Below are 19,655 nucleotides of genomic sequence, written 5' to 3'. Positions count from 1 at the left end.
GACCTGCGCCGACGCCGGCGCGACGGCAGCCCGTTCCCCGGCGATCTGCTCGCTCATCCTTGCCAGAACCCGCTCGGCGACCGCGAGTTCGTCCCGCTCGGCCCGCACCTGGTCCAGCTGCTTGACCAGCTGTTCTTCCAGACTGTCCAGTTCCGCGCAGCGCACGGCGATCCGTTCCAGCACCTCGGGGTCCACCATGCCCGGGAGCGTAAGAGTCCCCGGGCTGGAACGGACCAGAACCCGCGAAGACCTCCCTGCCCGACGATCTACACGGCAGACTGCCCCGCGCGACCAGCACGAGCACCCGCGCACAGAATCACACCAGGCCCGTGACCTGCCACTTCACGATGCACACCACTCAATGCGGCCGGCTCGGTCATCGGATATGTGTGGGCCAACGACGCGGATGAGGCGGCCGGCTGGCTGACGCCGCCGGGGCTTCGTCCTGCGGACCTCAATGCCGGTGCTCCGTGGCTCTGGAAGCTGCGGGACGCCAAGGCTCGCGACCTTGCACCCACCGCTCTACTCGCCGAGCTGATGGAAGGTGCGGGTGACAGCGAGAGGAGCCACGTCGTACCCGGTTCACTCTCCGAGGTGGGGACTCTTGGAGCGCTCAGGGAACTGGTGAGCAAGGGCTGACCATGCGTCACGCATTGCCGACCGCCCAAGGCGTCGAACCTTCGGGCGGCTCCGGCACCGAGCCTCCACCGCTCCGCCGTATCCCTCGACCGCAACTGGGCTGTACTCCCCGCTCGTCCATGCCTTATGTTGCAGGGGCAAAGTTAGGGGGAGCTTGTCATGCCGCTCATGCCGCACGAACCGCGGTCATCAGAGGCACATATGAGCATGGCCGAGGTCGAGGCCGTCGCACGTGCCGCGCACGCCGCGCAGAAGGACAAGGCCGGGCGGCCTTACGCGGAGCACCTTCAGGCCGTCGCCGAGGGCGTACGGGCCCGGGGCGGTGGCGACGAACTCGTGGCCGCCGCCTGGCTGCACGACTCCGTGGAGGACGGCGTCCTCACCGAGGAGTGGCTGGAGGCGGCCCCGTTGTCACAGGTGACGAAGGACGTCGTGCGAGCCGTCACCAAGCACCCGGGAGAGGAGCCGGACGCGTACGCCAGGCGCATCCTCGCCACCCCGGGCGCCCGGCTCGTCAAGGCGGCCGACCTCGCGCACAACGCCGATCCGCACCGTCTCGCGGCCCTCGACGCCCCCACCGCCGAGCGGCTCACCCGCAAGTACGCGGCCATGCGCGAGTACCTCGGTCTCGGTGCAGATGACTGACGGGCCGACGGCGACCGCGGCCGGCACAGGACGGTACGGAACGGCACGGGACTACTGATGACACGGGACTACGACAGCCAGTTGCTGGAGTCGGTGGCGGTACGCCGCCGACGGATGCGTGACGCGCTGCTGTTCGGCGCCCAGCGCGGCTGGCGCACGGTGGACGAGCGGCTCGGCAAGATGTTCACGGGCATCGCGATCGCCGCCGTACTGTGCGCCGGTTGCGTCGGCTGGTCCTTCCTCCAGGCCACCCTGGCCAAGCAGAAGGCCGAGCAGAAGAAGCAGGAGCAGCAGCAAGGGCAGTTGTACGCCCCGTCCGGCGGAAGCGGCGGCCAGACGCCCAGCGCCGACGGCACGAAGCAAGGCACGAAGAGGTGAACCCGGTCCGCCGGGTGGGCATGGCCCTGCCAGGGAGGTCGCGTGCCTCCACGGAACCCCCGTACGGACACGCCGTTTCGGACGACATCGCGATGATAGGTTCCCCCAAGTGGTGAGCACTGCAACGACTTCCCGGGCCCAGCTGAGCCGGGTCACCCTGGTCGGTGAGCGACGGCGAGCCGACATCGTCCTGCCGTCGGACACTCCGATAGGCCAACTGCTCCCCGACATCCTGCAGTTGCTCGACGACCGGGCCGCCGCACGCCCCATGACACGGCAACTCGTCACCTCCGACGGCTCGGTGCTGCCGCACGACGCCACGCTGTCCTCGGCCGAGATCGCCGACGGCGCCGTACTCCAGCTCGTTCGGGCGCACGCCGCCCCGCCCGCGCCGGTCGTGCACGATGTGACGGACCAGGTCGCCGACGACCTCGACCTGCGGGCCTGGCGCTGGCGCCCGGCCGCCCGCCGGGTCACCGCCGGCGTGGCCACCTTCGTCTTCGCGGTGACCGCGGCCGTCCTCGCCCGGCACGAGTTCGACCTCCGCTCCCTCACCACGGGACTGGTGGCCGCCACCCTCGTCCTGCTCCTCGCCGGAGCCCTGGTGGCCAAGGTCGGGAACGGCAACCAGGGACTGGCCACCGCGCTGCTCCTCGCCTCCGGCGGGCTCGGGCCGCTCACCGCCTGGACCGCCGCCGACGCCTACGACTGGCCCGGGACGGCCCGGCTCGCCGGTGTCGTGGCCGCGCTGGTGCTCACCCTCGTGCTGCTCGCTTTCTTCTCGCCGCTCGGCCACGGCGGGCTCATCGGGGCGGGCGCGGCGGCGGTCATCGCCGTCGTCTGGGAGACGGTCGCCGCCGTGCAGGACCAACCGGCCCGGCTCGGCGCCGTGATGGCCGTGCTCTCCGTCGTGCTGCTCGGGCTGCTGCCCCGTTTCGCGCTGATGGCCTCCGGTCTGACCGGGCTCGACGACCGCAGGTCGGGAGGCGTCTCGGTCAGCCGGCACGAGGTCGGCAACGCGCTGGCGGCCACGCACCGCGGGCTCGCCCTCGCGACCATCGCCACCGCCGTCTCGGCCGCCGCCGGCGGCTGGCTGCTGACTACCGCGCCGGAGCCGACCGTGTGGACCGTGGCCCTCACGTCGCTGGTCGCCGTCGTGCTGCTGTCCAGGGCCCGAGCGTTTCCGCTGGTCGCCGAGGTGGTCGCGCTGTTCGCCGCCGCCGCGCTGCTCGTCGTACGCCTGGTGGTGCTCTGGATGGACCACGCCGCGGGCGCCGGACCGCTCGCCGTGCTGTGCGCGGCCGCGGTGCTGCCGCTGCTGGTCCTCGCCGTGCAGCCGCCGGAGCATGTGCAGGTACGGCTGCGGCGCGTCGGCGATCTGATCGAGTCGATCGGTGTGATCGGGCTGTTCCCGCTCGCCGTCGGCGTGTTCGGCATCTACGGGCAGTTGCTCAACAAGTTCTGACACATGGTGCGGCCGCTCCGGGCGGGGCGGACAGGAGAGAAGGGCGACATGCCGAACGGGGAGAACTGGCAGAGCGACGTGCTGCGCAACCTCAGGGGCGGCTCCGGGCAACCGGGCCCCGAGGCGCACCCGCAGGGCGCGCCCGTCCCCGGTGCCGCACAGCCGCACCCGCAGGGCGCACCCGCGCAGGGGCAGGCGTACGAGCACCCCCAGCAGCCAGTGCCCCAGCAGGCGTACGCCGGACAGCAGGGCGCCGCCGCGCAGCCTCAGCACCGGCCGGTGCCCGCCCAGCGGCCCGCCGGCCCTCGGCCGCAGCCCCGCACCCCCGACTCACGCCCGGTCGTCGACAAGCAGCTTGCCGGTGCCGGCCTCAAGCCCCGCCATGGCGAGCCGCTCTCCGCCCGTGCCCTGCGCGCCGTGCGCCGTACCGTCTCCTCCTCCGCCGCCCGTGAGGTCACCGGAGCCACCGCCACCGCCGAAGTGCTCCAGCAGGCCGTGACCACCGGGCGGCAGATCGCCGTCACCTCGATCCGCGGCGGAGCCGGCAAGACGACCGTCGCCGCCCTGCTCGGCACCACGTACGCGCACTACCGGCACGACCCGACCCTCATCATCGAGGCCGACCCGGCCCTCGGCACGCTGCCGCTCAGGCTCGGCGCCGAGACACTGCGCTGGACCACCGGCGATGTCGCGGGCATCGTGGAGCCGCAGATGTCGCTGCTCGACGTCACCGGCTACCTCGTCCAACTCCCCGACAACGCCTGGCTGCTGCCCGGCAGCCAGGGCCAGATCGGCGCCATGCTCGACACCAAGGCGTACGAGCGGGTCATGGTGTCCCTGCGCCGTTACTTCGGCGTCACCGTCGTGGACTGCGAGACCCTGCCCGCCGAGGTCGCCCGTGTCGCCCTGTCCGCCTCCCAGGCCCGGGTGCTGACCGCGCCGGCCACGCTGGAGGGCGTCTCCAGCACCTTCGCCGTCCTGGAGTGGATGCGCGGCCTGCCGCGCCATGTCATCGAGGGGACCGTCGTCACGCTGACCGAGATGGTCCCGCACACCGGACTCGACGCCACCAAGGCCGCGGAGACGCTGCGCGCGACCGGTGCCCGGGTCCACGTACTGCCCTACGACCGGCACCTGGCGGCGGGCGGCGCGATCCGCACCGAACTCCTCGCACACGCCACCCGGCTGGCCGCCACACGCCTGGCCGCAGAGGTCTTCCAGCTCTCCCAGAAGCGCCGCTGAAGCAAGGGGGAGGACACGGCACATGAGCACCCGACTGATCCACCGGCCGGCCCGCACCACCCGGCCCCCGGCTGCCCCCGAACCGCGCACCATCGAGGCGCCGCCCAACCTGCCCGAGGGCAAGGCCGGTTCGATCGTGACCTCGCTGCTACCTGTGGCCGGCGTGATGTCGTCCGTGGTGATGATGACCGTCGTGCGCAACAGCCAGTTCGCGGGACTCGGCGCGATCATCCTGGTGGTCACCATCGCCGGTTCGATGGCGCTGGTGTTCTCCCAGCGCGGCAAGGCCCAGCGGACCCGCCGCACCCAACGCGAGGCGTATCTCGCGTACTTGGAGGACACCCGCGAGGAGCTGTCCAAGGAGGAACGGGAGCGGCGCGAGACGGCACAGGTGCTCGACCCGCCGCCGGACGCGCTGTACGACATAGTCCGCGATCCGGCCCGCCTGTGGGAGCGGCGGCGCCTGGACGCCGACTTCCTGCGCGTGCGCGTCGGTACCGGTGAGATGCCCGTACGGGATCTGAGGGTCGGCCAGCAGAGCTCGTCCGTGCTCACGCCGCCGGACCAGTTCATGCTGAACGAGGCGTCCGCGCTGACGGCCCGCTTCGGCACCGGCACGGAACTCCCGCTCACCGTCCCGCTGGACCGGGTCGGCAACATCAGTGTCATCGGCCCCCGCGAGGACACCCTGCGGGTGGCCCGCGCCCTGATCGTCCAGGCCGCCGCGACGCACGCTCCGGACGACGTCGCCATGGCGCTCGCCGTCCCCGGGGACCGGCTGGACGAGTGGGAGTGGGCCAAGTGGCTGCCGCATCTGCTCGACTCCGAGCAGTTCGACGGCCCGGTCGCCGCCCGCCGCATCGCCCCCTCACTGCCCCAGCTGTCCCACCAGATCGGCCCCGAGCTGCGCCGTCGTGCCTCCTACGCGGCCGAGGTGCGCCGCGGTCTGTCCGGCAAGGACGCCCTCGCCATGACCTCCCGGCTGCTCGTGGTCACCGACGGCCATGGCGAGGACGCCGTCGACCTGCCCCGCCCCGATGACGCGGTCGGCCTGCGCGACATGGGTGTCACCGTGCTGCACCTGCTCGACCAGCGGATCCAGGAGCCCGGCCAGGTCGGGGTCCGGATCACGGTGGAGGGCGACCGGATCGTCATCGAGGACCTGCGCGAGGCCGAGCCGATCAGCGCGCACGGCACGGTCGACGAGGTCGGCATCCCGTTCGCCGAGGGCCTGGCCCGGATGCTCGCCCCACTCAGGCTGTCCGCCGAATCCATGGCCGACGCGCCGCTGACCGGCCCGGTCGACTTCGCGGAGCTGCTCGGCATCGACGACGTGGCCCACCTCGACCTCGACCGGCTGTGGGCGCCGCGCGGTGAACGCGCCTTCCTGCGCGTGCCGATCGGCATCAGTGACAGCCGCGAGCCGGTCCTGCTCGACCTGAAGGAGTCCTCGGAACTGGGCATGGGCCCGCACGGTCTGTGCGTCGGCGCCACCGGCTCCGGCAAGTCCGAACTGCTGCGCACCCTGGTCCTCGCGCTGGTCGCCACCCACCCGCCGGAGGACCTCGCGCTGGTCCTGGTCGACTACAAGGGCGGCGCCACCTTCGCCCCCTTCGCGGGCCTCCCGCACGTGGCCGGAGTGATCACCAACCTGGAGAACCAGGCGGGCCTGGTGGAGCGTGTGCACGCGTCGCTGGCGGGCGAGGTCAAGCGCCGCCAGCAGGTCCTCAAGGACGCCGGAAACGTCGCCGACGTCGGTCACTACGCCGCCCTGCGCGCCGAGAAGCGCCCCGACCTCGAGCCCCTGCCGCATCTGTTCGTCGTCATCGACGAGTTCGGCGAACTCCTCACCGCCAAGCCGGACTTCATCGACCTGTTCCTGTCGATCGGCCGGATCGGCCGCTCCATCGGCGTGCATCTGCTGCTGTCCAGCCAGCGCATCGAGGGCGGCAAGCTCAAGGGCCTGGACACGTATCTGTCCTACCGGCTCGGTCTGCGCACCTTCTCCGCCGACGAGTCCCGTACGGTCCTGGACACCACGGACGCCTTCCATCTGCCGCCGCTCCCCGGCTTCGGCTACCTCAAGGTCGACACCAGCCACTACGAGCGGTTCAAGGCGAGCTATGTCTCCGGCGGCTACCGGGGTCCCGTCCAGCGCGAGGAGGAGGACACCGGGCCGCTCGCCCTGGAGTACGCGGCGTACAACACCCTGGGCCAGGGGGAGGGTTCGGGCCCCGAGGAGCCGCAGATGCGGCGCCGCGAGACCGGTCCCACCGAGATGGGCGTCATGGTCCAGCAGATCGAGCGCGATGCCGGGTCCCGGCCCGTGCGCCAGATCTGGCTGCCCCCGCTGCCCGACGCCATCGCCCTCGACAAGGTCGCCGGACCCGTCGAGGTCGGGCCGCGCGGTATGCAGCTCGCCGATCAGCGGGGACGCGCGGAGCGCTCGTCGGCCGGGGGTGGCCGGGCCGCCGGCGGGAGGGGTCCGCTCCGGGTGCCGATGGGCATCCTGGACGATCCGACGAAGCAGTGGCAGGGCGAGTGGTACCTGGACCTGACGGTCGCGGGCGGCCATGTGGCGGTCATCGGCGGGCCGCAGTCCGGCAAGACGACGCTGATGCGCACCCTCGGCCTCGCCCTGGCGCTCACCCACACCCCGCAGGAAGTCGGCATCTACGGCCTCGACCTGGTCGGTGGCGGTCTCCAGGCCCTCGCCGGGCTGCCGCACGTCGGCGGGGTCGCGGGCCGCGCCGACCGCGAGCGCGCCGCACGCACCATCGACTCCGTGCGCGGCATGCTCGACCAGCGCGAGGAGCTGTTCCGGATCCACAACATCGACTCGCTGGAGCAGCTGCGCACCCTGCGCGCGGCGGGCCGTCTGCCGGAGCTGGCCTCCACCGAGGTCGTGCTGCTCATCGACGGCTTCGGCGCCCTGCGTGACGACTTCGAGGAACTGGACGACCCGGTCGTCGACATCCTCAAACGAGGCGGCGGCTACGGCATCCATGTCGTCGCCGGCATGCTCCGCTGGAACGACGTGCGCATCGCCACCCAGTCCCAGTTCGGCACCCGCGTCGAACTGCGCCTGAACGACCCGAGCGAGTCCAGCGTGGACCGCAAGCTCGCCGAGACCCTCGCACCGGAGGAGAAGGGCCGCGTCCTCACCGATGGCAAGCTCTTCGCCCAGGTCGCGCTGCCGCGCACGGACGGCCTCGCCGACACCGCGGACCTCGGCGCCGTCCTGGAACGCACCGCCCGTACGGTCCGCGCCACCTGGACCGGTGACGTCGCCCAGCCCGTGCGCGTGCTGCCGCACGTCCTGGAACCCCGGCTGCTGCCCGGCCCGTCGGCCGAGCCGCGCCGGGTGCCGATCGGCCTGGACCAGAACCGGCTGGCGCCTGTCCTGCTCGACCTCTTCGCGCACGACCAGCATCTGCTGATCATGGGCGACAGCGAGTGCGGCAAGACCAATCTGCTGAAGGTCGTCGCGAACGGGCTCATCGACCGCTACAGCGAGGACGAACTGGTCTTCGGCGTCATGGACCCGCGGCGTGGACTGCGCGGCGCGATCCCCGAGGAGTTCCGCGGCGGCTACGCCTACAACTCCAAGCTGGCCGGAGCCCTGTCGGCCGGTATCGCCGGTGAGCTGGAGAAGCGGCTGCCCGACGAGAGCGCGGACAGCGAGGACCTGGAGCCGGGCAGCTGGGGCACGGGCCCGCGGATCGTGATCCTGGTCGACGACTACGACGTGCTGACCACGGCGGGCCAGCAGCCCCTCGCCCCCTTCCTGCCGTATATCCCCTCCGCCGTCGACATCGGCCTGCACTTCGTCGTCACCCGCCGGGTCGCGGGCGCCGCCCGGGGCCTGTACGAGCCGCTGCTCCAAGGCCTGCGCGAGTCCGGTGCCTCGGCGCTGGTGATGGCGGGCGACCGCAGCGAGGGCCAGCTCTTCCCCGGTGTGTACGCCACCCAGCAGCCGTCGGGGCGCGGGGTACTGGTGCGCCGGGGCGAGCCGAACCGGCTGATCCAGACCGTGTACGCGGGGGACCGGTGAACCGGGCGGTCTCCGCGGTGCGTCCAGGGGACCGGAGCCGTACGACACCCGAACCGACCACGTTGAAGGACCTGCCGACCTCATGACCAAGGACGTCATCGCCCTCACCCAGAAGATGCCCGACCCGCTGAGCGTGATCGCGGGTCTGCTCTCCGGCGGCCCGGACAAGCTGGTGGGCACGGAAGGCGAGGGCGCGGTGGTGCAGCTCTGCGACGAGCAGGGGCGCCCCCTCGTCTCCGTGGAGGCGCCGCTGCTGGTCCAGGTCAGGGGCGAGGCCGAGCGGCTGCTCGGCGCGCGCGAGCCCGAGGTGCCGTACTGGTGGACCGAGGCCCGGGCCACCACCGGCGTCGCGGAGGCCGAGCGACTGGCGGGCACCTTCGCGGCCCGTCTGGCCTCGCTGGTCGGGGGTACCGCCTGGCCGCCGCAGGCCGCGACCTCCCTGGCCGTGGTGAAGACCGACGGAGTGAGCGCGGTGCCGACGCCCGCTGCCGCCCAGCCCGCCGTGGATGTGCTCACCGACAAGGTCGCCGTCGTCATCCAGGACCGCCCGGTCGTCGCGATGACGGCCTGGCTCTCGGACGCCCTGCGCGCGGCGGCGGCGGCCGAACTCGGCCTGCAGATCGTGACGCCCGCAGGCACCCGTCTGTCTCCCGCCGTCCGCAACAGCCTGCCGGGCTGGCCCTCGCGCTGGGTCGTGCAGGACGAGAAGGACGGCTACTACGACGGGCTGTCCGGGGCCGTCCTGGAGTGGAAGAACGGCCTGTTCGTGACGGTGGAGTCGCCGGACGCCACCCCGCAGGACCCGCGCACCCCGGTTGCCGACTCCTTCAAGCAGGACCTCGCGGAGAACGCGGCCATGGGGGAGCGGCAGCTCGCGATCTCCTTCCGGGCCGTCCACCCGGCGGACGACCGGCTCGTTCTGGGCGGCGCGCTGGAAACCGTGTGGCGCGAGATCACCGGCGAGCCGCCGGCCGGGTGGGGCACCGAGGAGCCCGCCAACCTGCCGTGGTCACTGCGGCAGTTGACGGACGCGGCGCACGAGCGGTCACCCGCTCCGACCTGGCTCGTCGTGGTCGGCACCCCGGAGCGCCCCGGGCTCGCGACGGTCCGTATCAGCCGTACGAAGGGCGGGGTCGAGGAGGACGTCACCCTGGCGTTCGGTTACGGGCCAGGTGAGGAGGTGCCGACGGACGCGGTCCGCGCGGCAGCCGAGGCGCTGGCGACCCGGCACGACCTCCAGTCGATGCTGGTCCAGATCCGCAAGGCCCGCCGCGACCTGTCCGTACCGCCGCGCTTCGAGGGCCCGGGCGTACCGTTCGCCTTCGTCCTGGGCGCCGAGGAGGTCCGCGCGATGCCGGGTGACAGGGCCCGCCGCACTCCTCTGCAGGAGGCCCCGATCCCGCTCGGCCCCAGAACGCGCCCGGCGCTGTACTACTCGCTTCCAGGGGATCCGGGCGACCTCTCCGGATGGCAGGACTTCGAGAGGCTGATGCGACACCTCAAGGGCACTTCGTAAGGAGAGGACCCCAGGGCGCCCCTTGGGCGGGGACCGGCCGCACACGACTCGCCGATCCCCGCGGGGCCTCGCGGGCACTCACCGTGCGCCCCTTGCGGGCGGACGTCGCCTAGCCTGCTCCGCATGCCCGACGACACCGCGCAGGCGACGCGCGACGACCGGCCCGAGGAATCCCGGCGGGTGCGCCTGGGCCGGACCTTCGACGAGGACGCGGCGCTGTACGACCGGGCCAGGCCCGGATATCCGCCGGAGCTGTACGACGACCTCGTGGAACTCGCTGGTGCCTGCCCCGTCAGCCGCGTACTGGAGGTGGACTGCGGGACCGGCCAGGCGACGGTGCCTCTGGCCGGACGGGGCTGCCGGATCACGGCCGTCGAGGCGGGTGCGCACATGGCGGCCGTGGCCCGCCGCAACCTGGCCGGGGCCGCGGCGGTGGAGGTGGTGACGGCGGGCTTCGAGAGCTGGCCGCTGCCGGAGGAGCCCTTCGACGCGGTCGTCTCGGCGACGGCGTTCCACTGGATCGATCCGGCGGTGCGGACGGACAAGGCCGCCGACGCGCTGCGTCCGGGCGGAGCGCTCGCCGTGGTGCGCAGCCGGCATGTGATGGGCGGCACCGAGGAGTTCTTCGTCGAGGTCCAGCGCTGCTACGAGCGCTGGGATCCGGACTCTCCGCCCGGGCTGCGGCCCCCCGCGGCGGCCGGCATCGACAGCTCCGACCATACCAAGGAGGTGGCGCGAAGCGGCCGGTTCGGCCCACGGTCTTCCGCCGCTACGAGCAGGACCTCATGTACGGCACGTCGGACTATCTGGAGCTGCTGCGGACCTATTCCGGTCACCGGGCTCTTCCCGAAGCCGCCAGGGACGGGCTGCTGGAGTGCATCGCGGGCCTGATCGACGGGCGGTACGGCGGCCGGGTGACCAAGCGCTGTCTCATCGAGCTGGCAGTGTCACCCAGGCGGTGACACTGCCCGGCGCATCGCCTAAGCCCCGGCCCGCTCGTGTGCGAGGGCGGACGCGTCCCGCTTGAACGCCCACTCCATCTTGGGCTCCATCACGTACCGGAACACGCGCCGCACCGGAGGGGTGCACAGCACGGTCACCACAGCCCCGGCGAGCAGGGTCACGAACAGTTCACCGAGCGGCCGGTGCAGCCAACCGTGGTCGTACCAGCCCCGGTAGTCCGCGCCCTTCACGAAGAACCCGTGCAGCAGGTAGCCGTACAGCGTGCCCGCGCCCAGTGTCGTGAACCACATCTGCCGACGCGGCACCCAGGAGAAGAAGCAGGCCGTGAGCAGCAGGGAGCAGCCCAGCAGGGCGAGCACCATGATCGGACCGCACCACCACGGCACCCCCAACTCGTGTGCGCTGTCACGGTGGTAGAACCAGGCGGGGTTCATCCGCGGCACGGCCCACCAGGCCACGGCGAGCCCGCCGGCGAGCACCGGGACCGACAGGACGCGCACCGCGCGACGCCGGAACAGCTGGAAGTGCTCCGGTTTCATCGACAGGCCGATGACGAAGAACGGCAGGAACTGCAGCACCCGCTGAAGGTCCAGGTCGTCGCCGATGTCGGGGGAGACGGAGGCGAGCATCGCGATCGCGATCGCCAACGGGACCGGGTAGCGCACCAGCTTCCAGATGGGGGTCGTCAGCCGCCAGATGAACAACGCGATCAGGAACCACGTCAGGTACCAGGGGTCGAGCAGGCTGATCGCCAGATCAGGGTCGCCGCCTATCGCACGCTTGAAGAGCACGTACGCCGTCTCGAACACGACATACGGCACGACCACCCCCGTCAGCAGCCGCTTCAGCCGGTCGGGGCGCAGGTCGAAACTGCGCGAGAAGTAGCCCGAGATGAGGATGAACGCCGGCATGTGGAAGGCGTAGACGAACATGTACGCCGCTTCCAGGGTGCGATGGCCGCCCTTGAGGGGCTCCCAGGAGTGCCCCATCGCCACGAGCACGATCGCGAGGTACTTGGCGTTGTCGAAGAAGGCGTCACGCTGCTTGGCGGGCGGCTCGGCGGCGGTCCGCGAACCGCGTGGAGCCGGTACTCCCTCAGTCGGTGACTGCGCCGAGGGGGGTGGCGACGGCGGTGCCGGAGACGGCCCTGTTGCTCTTGCGGAGGATGAGGCAGCGTGGAACATCTGAGGCACCCTAGCGTTGTCATGGGCTTCCGTAAAACCCTCGATGCGAATACCGGTTTCGCCTGCGTGTACCCCCGATTCGGGAAAGTCGACGTCGCGCGAGCGTGTTCCGTCGCACATTGCCTAACATGCGGATTTACCTACCAGGTAGGGGTGTTGTGTCCGTATTCATCCGGACTAAAGCGGGCATAGTGCCGGTGGGCGACTCTGGCGGAATGTCCGGCCCGAGGGGATGGTCGAGCGTATTCGAATTACCTGCGTGCGTGATGTGTGGCCTTGGAAACGATCACTGTGGATTCGCCCCCAGGGATCCTCCTAAATGCCCTTCGGGCGGGCGGTGTTCAGCGTCACGTTCCGGCGCTGCGCACGCGATGCGCGCGGCTGACGTGGCCGACGATGCCTCACGGGCCGCATAGGGTGGGCCGGTTGGTGGCACGATGGTTCCAGCGGGGGTGCGCTGTAAGGGCGGCCCCCGGGCCGGGAGAGCGGACCGACCGAGGGTGTGATCAGTTGTGGCCATTTCGCTGTCAGTGGTGCTGCTGTTGGCGATCATCCTGGTGGTGTTGATCCGAGGGGGCTCGATCAAGGCGGGCCCAGCGATCGTGGCCATCCTCTTCGGCTTCTTCCTGGCCTCGACCGGGATGGCGCCGTCCATAAACCGGTTCCTGAACTCGATAGCCGACACCATCAACTCGATCAACTTCTGAGCGAACGCGAACGCGAACGCCGACGCGGATGCGGCCGCTCTCGTGACCCCACCCGCCGGCGACCGGACCCGGCGCTCCCGGTGGAGCGGATGGTCGCCGCCGGGGGCGAGCTGTGCCTTCGCCGCACCCGTGACGCATGAGAACGCCGCTGCACTCCGTAGCCGCGCCTGTGCTCCGCGTGTGGCGTATACGCGACAAAAGCCGACCGGGACTGATGGGTCAGTCGCCGACGAACCACGGGCAGCTGTGACGGCTGGCATTCTCGAGAGGTCGTCCCTTTCCCGCGGCCTCAGATTGCGGATCCGAACGGGGTGACCTCGATGTCGTCGCATGGCTGTAGGTCAGGGAGTACGAGGGGGATGGGGTGGGAGTCGCCGGGGACCCTGATCTCGGCGCGGTAAGGAGCCTGAGTCCCCTGTCGATGCACGTCCCCGCATACGACGAGAGCCGCAGCAGGGAAAAGGACGTCGTCTCGTCCGGGGCCAGGACAATGTCCGAGGCCGCGCGCAACCGTGAACGGATCGCCCTGAACGGGCGCTGTTCGGCTGGACTCGCTTCCGGCAGCGCGCACAGCCGCGGCTGACCCGATGGACACATCGCCACGAAGTCGTAGCCGTAGAAAAGGAGACCGGGCCAGCCGTTCAGCAGGCACCGGGAGTGTCCGGTGTTGCGCAGCAGGATGATGGTGACGGACTTGTCCTCGCCGTTCTCGCGGAACTGGCCGGTCCTGGGCCCGTTTGAGGCGACGAGGTAGCGGGCGGCACAGGTGTGGTCGGCGGCGACCTGTGGGCTGACGGCGGCCGAGGGCGTCGCGGAGGCGGGCCGCGGCGAGGCGGGTCGTCTGGAGGGCGAGGACGATGCGACCGGCGCCGACGTGGCGGCTGACGAGTGTGCGACCGGCGGAGCGGTCGGTCCATCGACCGAATCCGGTGCGCCGGCCTGTACCGCACAGCCCACAGTCGTCAGCAGTATCGTGCAGCGGAGCACGCGCCCCCACAGGCTCACCAGTTGGATTAGCGAAGCGTAGTGAACCTGTGGCAGAGTGCTACGCGCACGCCCGGCGCCCAGGCGACGTCGGGCACCCTCCTCGGTCGGGTCTTGCGGCCCGGTCGACCAGCGTCCGGAGGGACGTGCCACGCGGGCTGGCGGCTCCTGTCGTTCAGTACCAGGGCACGAACGCGATTGGCTCCCAAGGCTGAGCAACGCTCAGGCTCGCTAAGCCAATCAGAGACGCTCCCCACGGGGCGACCGTAGCAGGCGTTCGGTGGCCCGGATCATCCCGGCCTCCGAGGCGATACCCGCGCCGTCATCTCACGATGGGACGAGATGGCCGCCTACCCCACGGGCACGCAACGGGCACGTAGGGCCGAGCGAAGATCGGAAATACATCAGGGCCAGGACGAGGAAAGATCCTCCGACCTGGCCCTGAGCCACAAGAGCGGGCGACGGGAATCGAACCCGCGTAGCTAGTTTGGAAGACTAGGGCTCTACCATTGAGCTACGCCCGCAACAGGACGCGCCGCAGGTCAGTGACCGCGGCACAGAAGGCATCGTAGCGGGTCGCCCACCCCGGAGGCCAACGCGTTGGTCTGTGCGTTCACCCATCTGCAATCCGGCCGACGTGACCGGTCCGGGCATGTACCCTACGTGTCGCACCAGCACGGGGTGTGGCGCAGCTTGGTAGCGCGTCCGCTTTGGGAGCGGAAGGCCGTGGGTTCAAATCCCGCCACCCCGACCACCGATCGGCGTCACTCGGCGACGACTCGACTGATCGCCTTTTGGGACGCCCAGTGCTTGCGGTTACTATGCAAGCTGCGCGCCCGTGTGTCTGCACTGCCCAGTCTCTCAGGCAGGGGCCCGCGAATCCGCCGAAGGCCCGCCCGTCCCGGGCGGAGCAGCTCGGCAGAACCCCAAGAAGTCAGCCACAAGGAGACCGAACCGTGAAGAGCGCCGTGGAGACCCTGAACCCGACCCGGGTTCGGCTCACTGTCGAGGTGCCCTTCGAGGAGCTCAAGGACAGCCTCGACGCGGCGTACAAGAAGATCAACCAGCAGGTCACGGTGAAGGGCTTCCGCAAGGGCAAGATCCCGGCCCGGGTCATCGACCAGCGGTTCGGTCGTGGCGCCGTGCTCGAGGAGGCCGTCAACGACGCGCTTCCGAAGTTCTACACCGAGGCGGTCAACGAGGCCGAGCTGAACCCGTTGGGCCAGCCCGAGGTCGACATCAAGGAGCTGAAGGACAACGAGGTGCTGTCCTTCACCGCCGAGGTCGACGTCCGCCCCGCCATCGAGATCCCGGACTACTCCGGCATCGACGTCGAGGTCGACGCCGTCGAGGTGACGGACGAGGACATCGAGAAGTCCGTCGAGCAGCTGCGCGACCGCTTCGCGTCGACGAGCCCGGTCGAGCGCGCCGCCGAGGACGGCGACGTCGTCACGATCGACCTCGAGGCCAAGGTCGACGGCGAGGTCCTCGAGGACGGCGTCGCCGGCGGCGTCTCCTACACGATCGGCTCCGGCGAGCTGCTCGACGGCGTCGACGACGCCGTCAAGGGCCTGTCGGCCGGCGAGGAGGCCACCTTCACCTCCGAGCTGAAGGGCGGCTCCGCGGCCGGCAAGGAGGCCGAGGTGACCGTCAAGGTCACCCAGGTCGCCTCCCGCGAACTCCCCGAGCTGGACGACGAGTTCGCTCAGCTCGCCTCCGAGTTCGACACGCTGGAGGAGCTGAAGGCGGACAGCCGCAAGCGCCTCGAGAACATGAAGCAGTACGACCAGGCCACGCAGGCTCAGGAGCGTGTCCTGGACAAGTTGCTCGAGCTGGTCGAGGTCCCGATCCCCGAGAAGCTCCTCGAGGACGAGATCAACACCCGTAAGCACAACCTCGAGCACCACCAGCTCGGCCAGATGGGTCTGACCCTCGACAAGTACCTGGAGATCCAGGGCAAGAGCGCCGAGGAGTACGAGGCCGAGACGCGCGAGGCCGCGATCAAGGGCATCAAGACCCAGTTCGTCCTGGACGAGCTGGTCAACAAGGAGAAGCTGAGCGTCAGCCAGGAGGAGCTCACCGAGCACCTCATGCGGCGTGCGGCCTCCTCCGGCATGTCCCCCGACCAGTTCGCCCAGGCGGTCGTCGAGGGCGGCCAGGTCCCGATGCTCGTCGGTGAGGTCGCCCGCGGCAAGGCCCTGGCGGTGGTGGTCGAGGCCGCCACGGTCAAGGACACCAACGGTGAGCCCGTCGACCTGGACGACGAGGACGAGGACGAGTCGGAGGCCACGGAGGCCGCCGCCGAGGCCGCGGAGGCCGGCGAGGCGAAGCCGGAGGCGTAACCCTCACGGGCACCTGCCGTACCACGGGCCCCGGGACGTGATGCGTCCTGGGGCCTGTCCTCGTACGCGGACGGCGTAACCGGGGCGGCGTTCTTCGGCCGTCAGGGGAGGGCCGGGGGCGCCCGACAGGAGTCAAGGGCGGGCGCCGCTCCAGGGGGCGCGGGGGACCGCACGCGCGACCCCCGCAGGCCGGTGCCGGTGGGCTGCCCCGCCCCGGGGGACGAAGGGGCCGGGCCCGCGAGGGGAGAGTCTCGCAAGAGGCCCGGGACCCGTACGGGCGCCCCCGAACGACCCGCACAGCGTGCCCGCCGCACGTCCCATGGCGACAATGGTCACGGAGCCCGGGGCGACAGCCCGTCACGGCGCCCCGGACGCCGGGTCCCACAAGGCCAACGCCCATGCGCTGACAGCGAACACCCGCAGAAGCGGGATGGCACCCGCCTGCCTGCGCGTTAGGGTCCATGAATACGAGGGCAGGGGAGTCCCCGAAGCCGCCCGTGCGAGGGGCGCACGGGGTCCCACGCCCCGGCAGAACACGTGAGACGGCTCCGCGCCGTCGTAAGACGAGCAGGTGGATACGTGACGAATCTGATGCCCTCCGCCGCCGGCGAGCCTTCCATCGGTGGCGGCCTCGGCGACCAGGTCTACAGCCGGCTGCTCAACGAGCGGATCATCTTCCTCGGCCAGCCGGTGGACGACGACATCGCCAACCGGATCACTGCACAGCTGCTGCTCCTTGCCGCCGACCCGGACAAGGACATTTACCTCTACATCAACAGCCCCGGCGGCTCCATCACGGCCGGTATGGCTATCTACGACACCATGCAGTACATCAAGAACGACGTGGTGACCATCGCCATGGGCATGGCGGCGTCGATGGGGCAGTTCCTGCTCAGCGCGGGCACCCGGGGCAAGCGCTTTGCCCTGCCCAACGCCGAGATCCTGATCCACCAGCCCTCGGCCGGCCTCGCCGGTTCGGCGTCCGACATCAAGATCCACGCCGAGCGGCTGCTGCACACCAAGAAGCGCATGGCCGAGCTCACCTCCTTCCACACCGGCCAGTCGGTCGAGCAGATCACCCGTGACTCGGACCGCGACCGCTGGTTCGACGCCGAGGAGGCGAAGGGCTACGGCTTGATCGACGAGGTCATCACCACCGCTGCCGGCATGCCGGGCGGCGGAGGCACCGGGGCGGGCTCGTAAGGCCTCACCGGGCCCGTACGGCCGGGTAGACCCCGACGGGGCTCCCACCGGGCCCGTACCGCCCGGTCAGGCCCCGTACGGGCTCACCGGGCCCCTGGGCCCTAGCGCCTCTTCAGCCCCCAGCCACCGCCTCAGCCCTTTTCAGGAGATACCGTGAACGACTTCCCCGGCAGCGGCCTCTATGACCGTGCGCGTGCCGAGTACACCGCCCCCGTGGCCGAGTCCCGCTACGTCATCCCGCGCTTCGTGGAGCGCACCTCGCAGGGCATCCGCGAGTACGACCCGTACGCGAAGCTCTTCGAGGAGCGCGTGATCTTCCTCGGCGTCCAGATCGACGACGCCTCCGCCAACGACGTCATGGCGCAGCTGCTGTGCCTGGAGTCGATGGACCCCGACCGCGACATCTCGGTCTACATCAACAGCCCGGGCGGATCCTTCACCGCGCTCACGGCCATCTACGACACGATGCAGTTCGTGAAGCCGGACATCCAGACGGTCTGCATGGGCCAGGCCGCCTCCGCCGCCGCCGTGCTGCTGGCCGCCGGCACCCCGGGCAAGCGCATGGCGCTCCCGAACGCCCGGGTGCTGATCCACCAGCCGTACAGTGAGACGGGCCGCGGTCAGGTCTCCGACCTGGAGATCGCCGCCAACGAGATCCTCCGGATGCGCTCGCAGCTGGAGGAGATGCTGGCCAAGCACTCGAACACGCCGATCGAGAAGATCCGCGAGGACATCGAGCGCGACAAGATCCTGACGGCCGAGGACGCGCTCGCGTACGGCCTGATCGACCAGATCATCTCGACCCGCAAGATGAACAACGCATCTGTCCGCTGAGGCGAATCCACCGGATTCGTCATCGGATCTGTATCGTCTGCCGCCCCTTGGCGCGGTGTGACTCGGTACACGTCAAAGTGAACCGTGCCAAGGGGGGCCCGAACGGGGGGCCCGGCAAGGTACCGTCGGACATAAGGCAGCACCAGGAGCCGCTGGACGTAAGGCGTCTCCCAGGCGAAGGGGAAGCACACCGTGGCACGCATCGGTGACGGCGGCGATCTGCTCAAGTGCTCGTTCTGTGGCAAGAGCCAGAAGCAGGTCAAGAAGCTCATCGCAGGCCCCGGTGTGTACATCTGCGACGAGTGCATCGATCTCTGCAACGAGATCATCGAGGAAGAGCTCGCGGAGACGAGCGAGGTGCGCTGGGAGGAACTCCCCAAGCCCCGCGAGATCTACGAGTTCCTCGAGGGGTACGTCGTCGGCCAGGAGGCCGCGAAGAAGGCCCTGTCCGTCGCGGTGTACAACCACTACAAGCGGGTGCAGGCGGGTGAGAACGGCGGCGCTCAAGGCCGCGACGACGCCATCGAGTTGGCGAAGTCCAACATCCTGCTGCTGGGCCCGACGGGCTCCGGCAAGACACTCCTGGCCCAGACTCTCGCCCGCATGCTGAACGTTCCGTTCGCCATCGCCGACGCGACGGCGCTGACGGAGGCGGGGTATGTCGGCGAGGACGTCGAGAACATCCTGCTCAAGCTCATCCAGGCGGCCGACTACGACGTCAAGAAGGCCGAGACGGGCATCATCTACATCGACGAGATCGACAAGGTGGCCCGCAAGAGCGAGAACCCGTCGATCACCCGGGACGTCTCGGGTGAAGGCGTGCAGCAGGCGCTGCTGAAGATCCTGGAGGGCACGACGGCCTCCGTGCCTCCGCAGGGCGGCCGCAAGCACCCCCACCAGGAGTTCATCCAGATCGACACGACGAACGTGCTGTTCATCGTGGGCGGCGCGTTCGCGGGCCTGGAGAAGATCATCGAATCCCGGGCGGGCGCGAAGGGCATCGGCTTCGGCGCGACGATCCGCTCGAAGCGGGAGCTGGAGTCCAAGGACCAGTTCGAGGACGTGATGCCCGAGGACCTGGTGAAGTTCGGCATGATCCCGGAGTTCATCGGCCGCCTCCCGGTCATCACCTCGGTCCACAACCTCGACCGCAAGGCGCTGCTGCAGATCCTGGTGGAGCCGCGCAACGCCCTCGTGAAGCAGTACCAGCGCCTGTTCGAACTCGACGGCGTGGAGCTGGACTTCGAGCGCGAGGCCCTGGAGGCCATCGCGGACCAGGCGATCCTGCGCCAGACGGGCGCCCGCGGTCTGCGCGCCATCATGGAGGAGGTCCTCCAGGCGGTGATGTACGAGGTCCCGTCCCGCAAGGACGTGGCCCGCGTGGTCATCACGGCCGATGTGGTCCTCTCGAACGTGAACCCGACCCTGATCCCGCGTGACGCGCGCGGCCGGGGAGCGGGGGAGCAGAAGACGGCGTAGCCGGCGTTCGGTATGTCACG

General features: G+C 70.3%; 14 protein-coding genes, 2 tRNA genes and 1 pseudogene. 14 read left to right on the top strand and 3 right to left on the bottom strand.

Annotated elements, in window-relative coordinates:
• The coding region (locus ACWDA7_RS29790) for a hypothetical protein (RefSeq protein ID WP_450607942.1) at nucleotides 1-198 on the bottom strand (198 nt) is incomplete at its 3' end.
• A gap of 189 nt (nucleotides 199-387) precedes the next feature.
• Here ACWDA7_RS29790 and ACWDA7_RS29785 point away from each other — a divergent pair.
• The 8 genes and pseudogenes from ACWDA7_RS29785 (at nucleotide 388) to ACWDA7_RS29750 (ending at nucleotide 10,901) form a co-directional block, all read left to right on the top strand.
• Complete coding sequence (locus ACWDA7_RS29785; protein ID WP_450607940.1) at nucleotides 388-639, top strand: hypothetical protein; 252 nt, start codon at nucleotides 388-390, stop codon at nucleotides 637-639.
• Between the two features lie 201 nt (nucleotides 640-840).
• Entirely contained in the window at nucleotides 841-1,284 is a 444-nt protein-coding gene (locus ACWDA7_RS29780; protein WP_450607938.1) for an HD domain-containing protein, read from the top strand.
• Between the two features lie 57 nt (nucleotides 1,285-1,341).
• Entirely contained in the window at nucleotides 1,342-1,662 is a 321-nt protein-coding gene (locus ACWDA7_RS29775; RefSeq protein ID WP_450607936.1) for a hypothetical protein, read from the top strand.
• 109 nt (nucleotides 1,663-1,771) lie between these two features.
• Entirely contained in the window at nucleotides 1,772-3,127 is a 1,356-nt protein-coding gene (gene eccD / locus ACWDA7_RS29770; protein ID WP_450607934.1) for a type VII secretion integral membrane protein EccD, read from the top strand.
• Between the two features lie 48 nt (nucleotides 3,128-3,175).
• Nucleotides 3,176-4,369 carry a MinD/ParA family protein gene (locus ACWDA7_RS29765; protein WP_450607932.1) on the top strand — a complete coding sequence of 398 codons (1,194 nt, stop codon included), beginning with the start codon at nucleotides 3,176-3,178 and terminating at the stop codon, nucleotides 4,367-4,369.
• Nucleotides 4,370-4,391: 22 nt separating this feature from the next.
• The gene (gene eccCa / locus ACWDA7_RS29760; protein ID WP_450607930.1) at nucleotides 4,392-8,423 is read left to right on the top strand and encodes a type VII secretion protein EccCa; all 4,032 of its coding nucleotides are present in this window, start codon (nucleotides 4,392-4,394) and stop codon (nucleotides 8,421-8,423) included.
• Between the two features lie 82 nt (nucleotides 8,424-8,505).
• On the top strand, nucleotides 8,506-9,939 hold the full coding sequence (locus ACWDA7_RS29755) for a DUF6177 family protein (protein ID WP_450607928.1): 1,434 nt from the start codon (nucleotides 8,506-8,508) through the stop codon (nucleotides 9,937-9,939).
• Nucleotides 9,940-10,062: 123 nt separating this feature from the next.
• Nucleotides 10,063-10,901: pseudogene (locus tag ACWDA7_RS29750) on the top strand (class I SAM-dependent methyltransferase).
• Nucleotides 10,902-10,919: 18 nt separating this feature from the next.
• Here the strand turns inward: ACWDA7_RS29750 and ACWDA7_RS29745 are convergent.
• A complete protein-coding gene (locus ACWDA7_RS29745) occupies nucleotides 10,920-12,086 on the bottom strand; it encodes an acyltransferase family protein (RefSeq protein ID WP_450607927.1) in 1,167 nt (388 codons plus the stop codon).
• A 512-nt stretch (nucleotides 12,087-12,598) separates the two neighbouring features.
• Between ACWDA7_RS29745 and ACWDA7_RS29740 the strand changes: the two genes are divergently transcribed.
• The gene (locus tag ACWDA7_RS29740) at nucleotides 12,599-12,793 is read left to right on the top strand and encodes a hypothetical protein (RefSeq protein WP_059131620.1); all 195 of its coding nucleotides are present in this window, start codon (nucleotides 12,599-12,601) and stop codon (nucleotides 12,791-12,793) included.
• A 1,437-nt stretch (nucleotides 12,794-14,230) separates the two neighbouring features.
• Here ACWDA7_RS29740 and ACWDA7_RS29735 read toward each other — a convergent pair.
• A tRNA-Gly gene (locus ACWDA7_RS29735) sits at nucleotides 14,231-14,301 on the bottom strand.
• 153 nt (nucleotides 14,302-14,454) lie between these two features.
• On the opposite strand from ACWDA7_RS29735, the gene ACWDA7_RS29730 reads away from it, so the two are divergent.
• The 5 genes from ACWDA7_RS29730 to clpX all read left to right on the top strand — a co-directional run bounded on the left by ACWDA7_RS29730 (nucleotide 14,455) and on the right by clpX (nucleotide 19,635).
• Nucleotides 14,455-14,531, top strand: a tRNA-Pro gene (locus tag ACWDA7_RS29730).
• A 202-nt stretch (nucleotides 14,532-14,733) separates the two neighbouring features.
• Entirely contained in the window at nucleotides 14,734-16,119 is a 1,386-nt protein-coding gene (tig, locus tag ACWDA7_RS29725; protein WP_450607925.1) for a trigger factor, read from the top strand.
• Between the two features lie 591 nt (nucleotides 16,120-16,710).
• Nucleotides 16,711-17,322 carry an ATP-dependent Clp protease proteolytic subunit gene (locus ACWDA7_RS29720; RefSeq protein ID WP_359391153.1) on the top strand — a complete coding sequence of 204 codons (612 nt, stop codon included), beginning with the start codon at nucleotides 16,711-16,713 and terminating at the stop codon, nucleotides 17,320-17,322.
• Between the two features lie 153 nt (nucleotides 17,323-17,475).
• Nucleotides 17,476-18,156, top strand: a complete 681-nt coding sequence (locus tag ACWDA7_RS29715; RefSeq protein WP_359390799.1) for an ATP-dependent Clp protease proteolytic subunit — start codon at nucleotides 17,476-17,478, stop codon at nucleotides 18,154-18,156.
• A gap of 192 nt (nucleotides 18,157-18,348) precedes the next feature.
• The gene (gene clpX, locus ACWDA7_RS29710) at nucleotides 18,349-19,635 is read left to right on the top strand and encodes an ATP-dependent Clp protease ATP-binding subunit ClpX (protein ID WP_359390802.1); all 1,287 of its coding nucleotides are present in this window, start codon (nucleotides 18,349-18,351) and stop codon (nucleotides 19,633-19,635) included.
• Nucleotides 19,636-19,655 lie beyond the last annotated feature (20 nt).

The organism is Streptomyces sp. NPDC001156 (assembly GCF_053598275.1).
The sequence above is the reverse complement of the archived record's forward strand: the minus strand, read 5'-3'. Positions and strand labels throughout refer to the sequence as shown.

Excerpts from the sequence above, each read along its gene's own strand:
- ACWDA7_RS29780 (WP_450607938.1), top strand. The coding sequence starts at position 841 with ATGAGCATGGCCGAGGTCGAGGCCGTCGCACGTGCCGCGCACGCCGCG.
- ACWDA7_RS29775 (WP_450607936.1), top strand. The coding sequence starts at position 1,342 with ATGACACGGGACTACGACAGCCAGTTGCTGGAGTCGGTGGCGGTACGC.
- ACWDA7_RS29765 (WP_450607932.1), top strand. The coding sequence starts at position 3,176 with ATGCCGAACGGGGAGAACTGGCAGAGCGACGTGCTGCGCAACCTCAGG.
- eccCa (WP_450607930.1), top strand. The coding sequence starts at position 4,392 with ATGAGCACCCGACTGATCCACCGGCCGGCCCGCACCACCCGGCCCCCG.
- ACWDA7_RS29755 (WP_450607928.1), top strand. The coding sequence starts at position 8,506 with ATGACCAAGGACGTCATCGCCCTCACCCAGAAGATGCCCGACCCGCTG.
- ACWDA7_RS29745 (WP_450607927.1), bottom strand. The coding sequence starts at position 12,086 with ATGTTCCACGCTGCCTCATCCTCCGCAAGAGCAACAGGGCCGTCTCCG.
- ACWDA7_RS29720 (WP_359391153.1), top strand. The coding sequence starts at position 16,711 with ATGCCCTCCGCCGCCGGCGAGCCTTCCATCGGTGGCGGCCTCGGCGAC.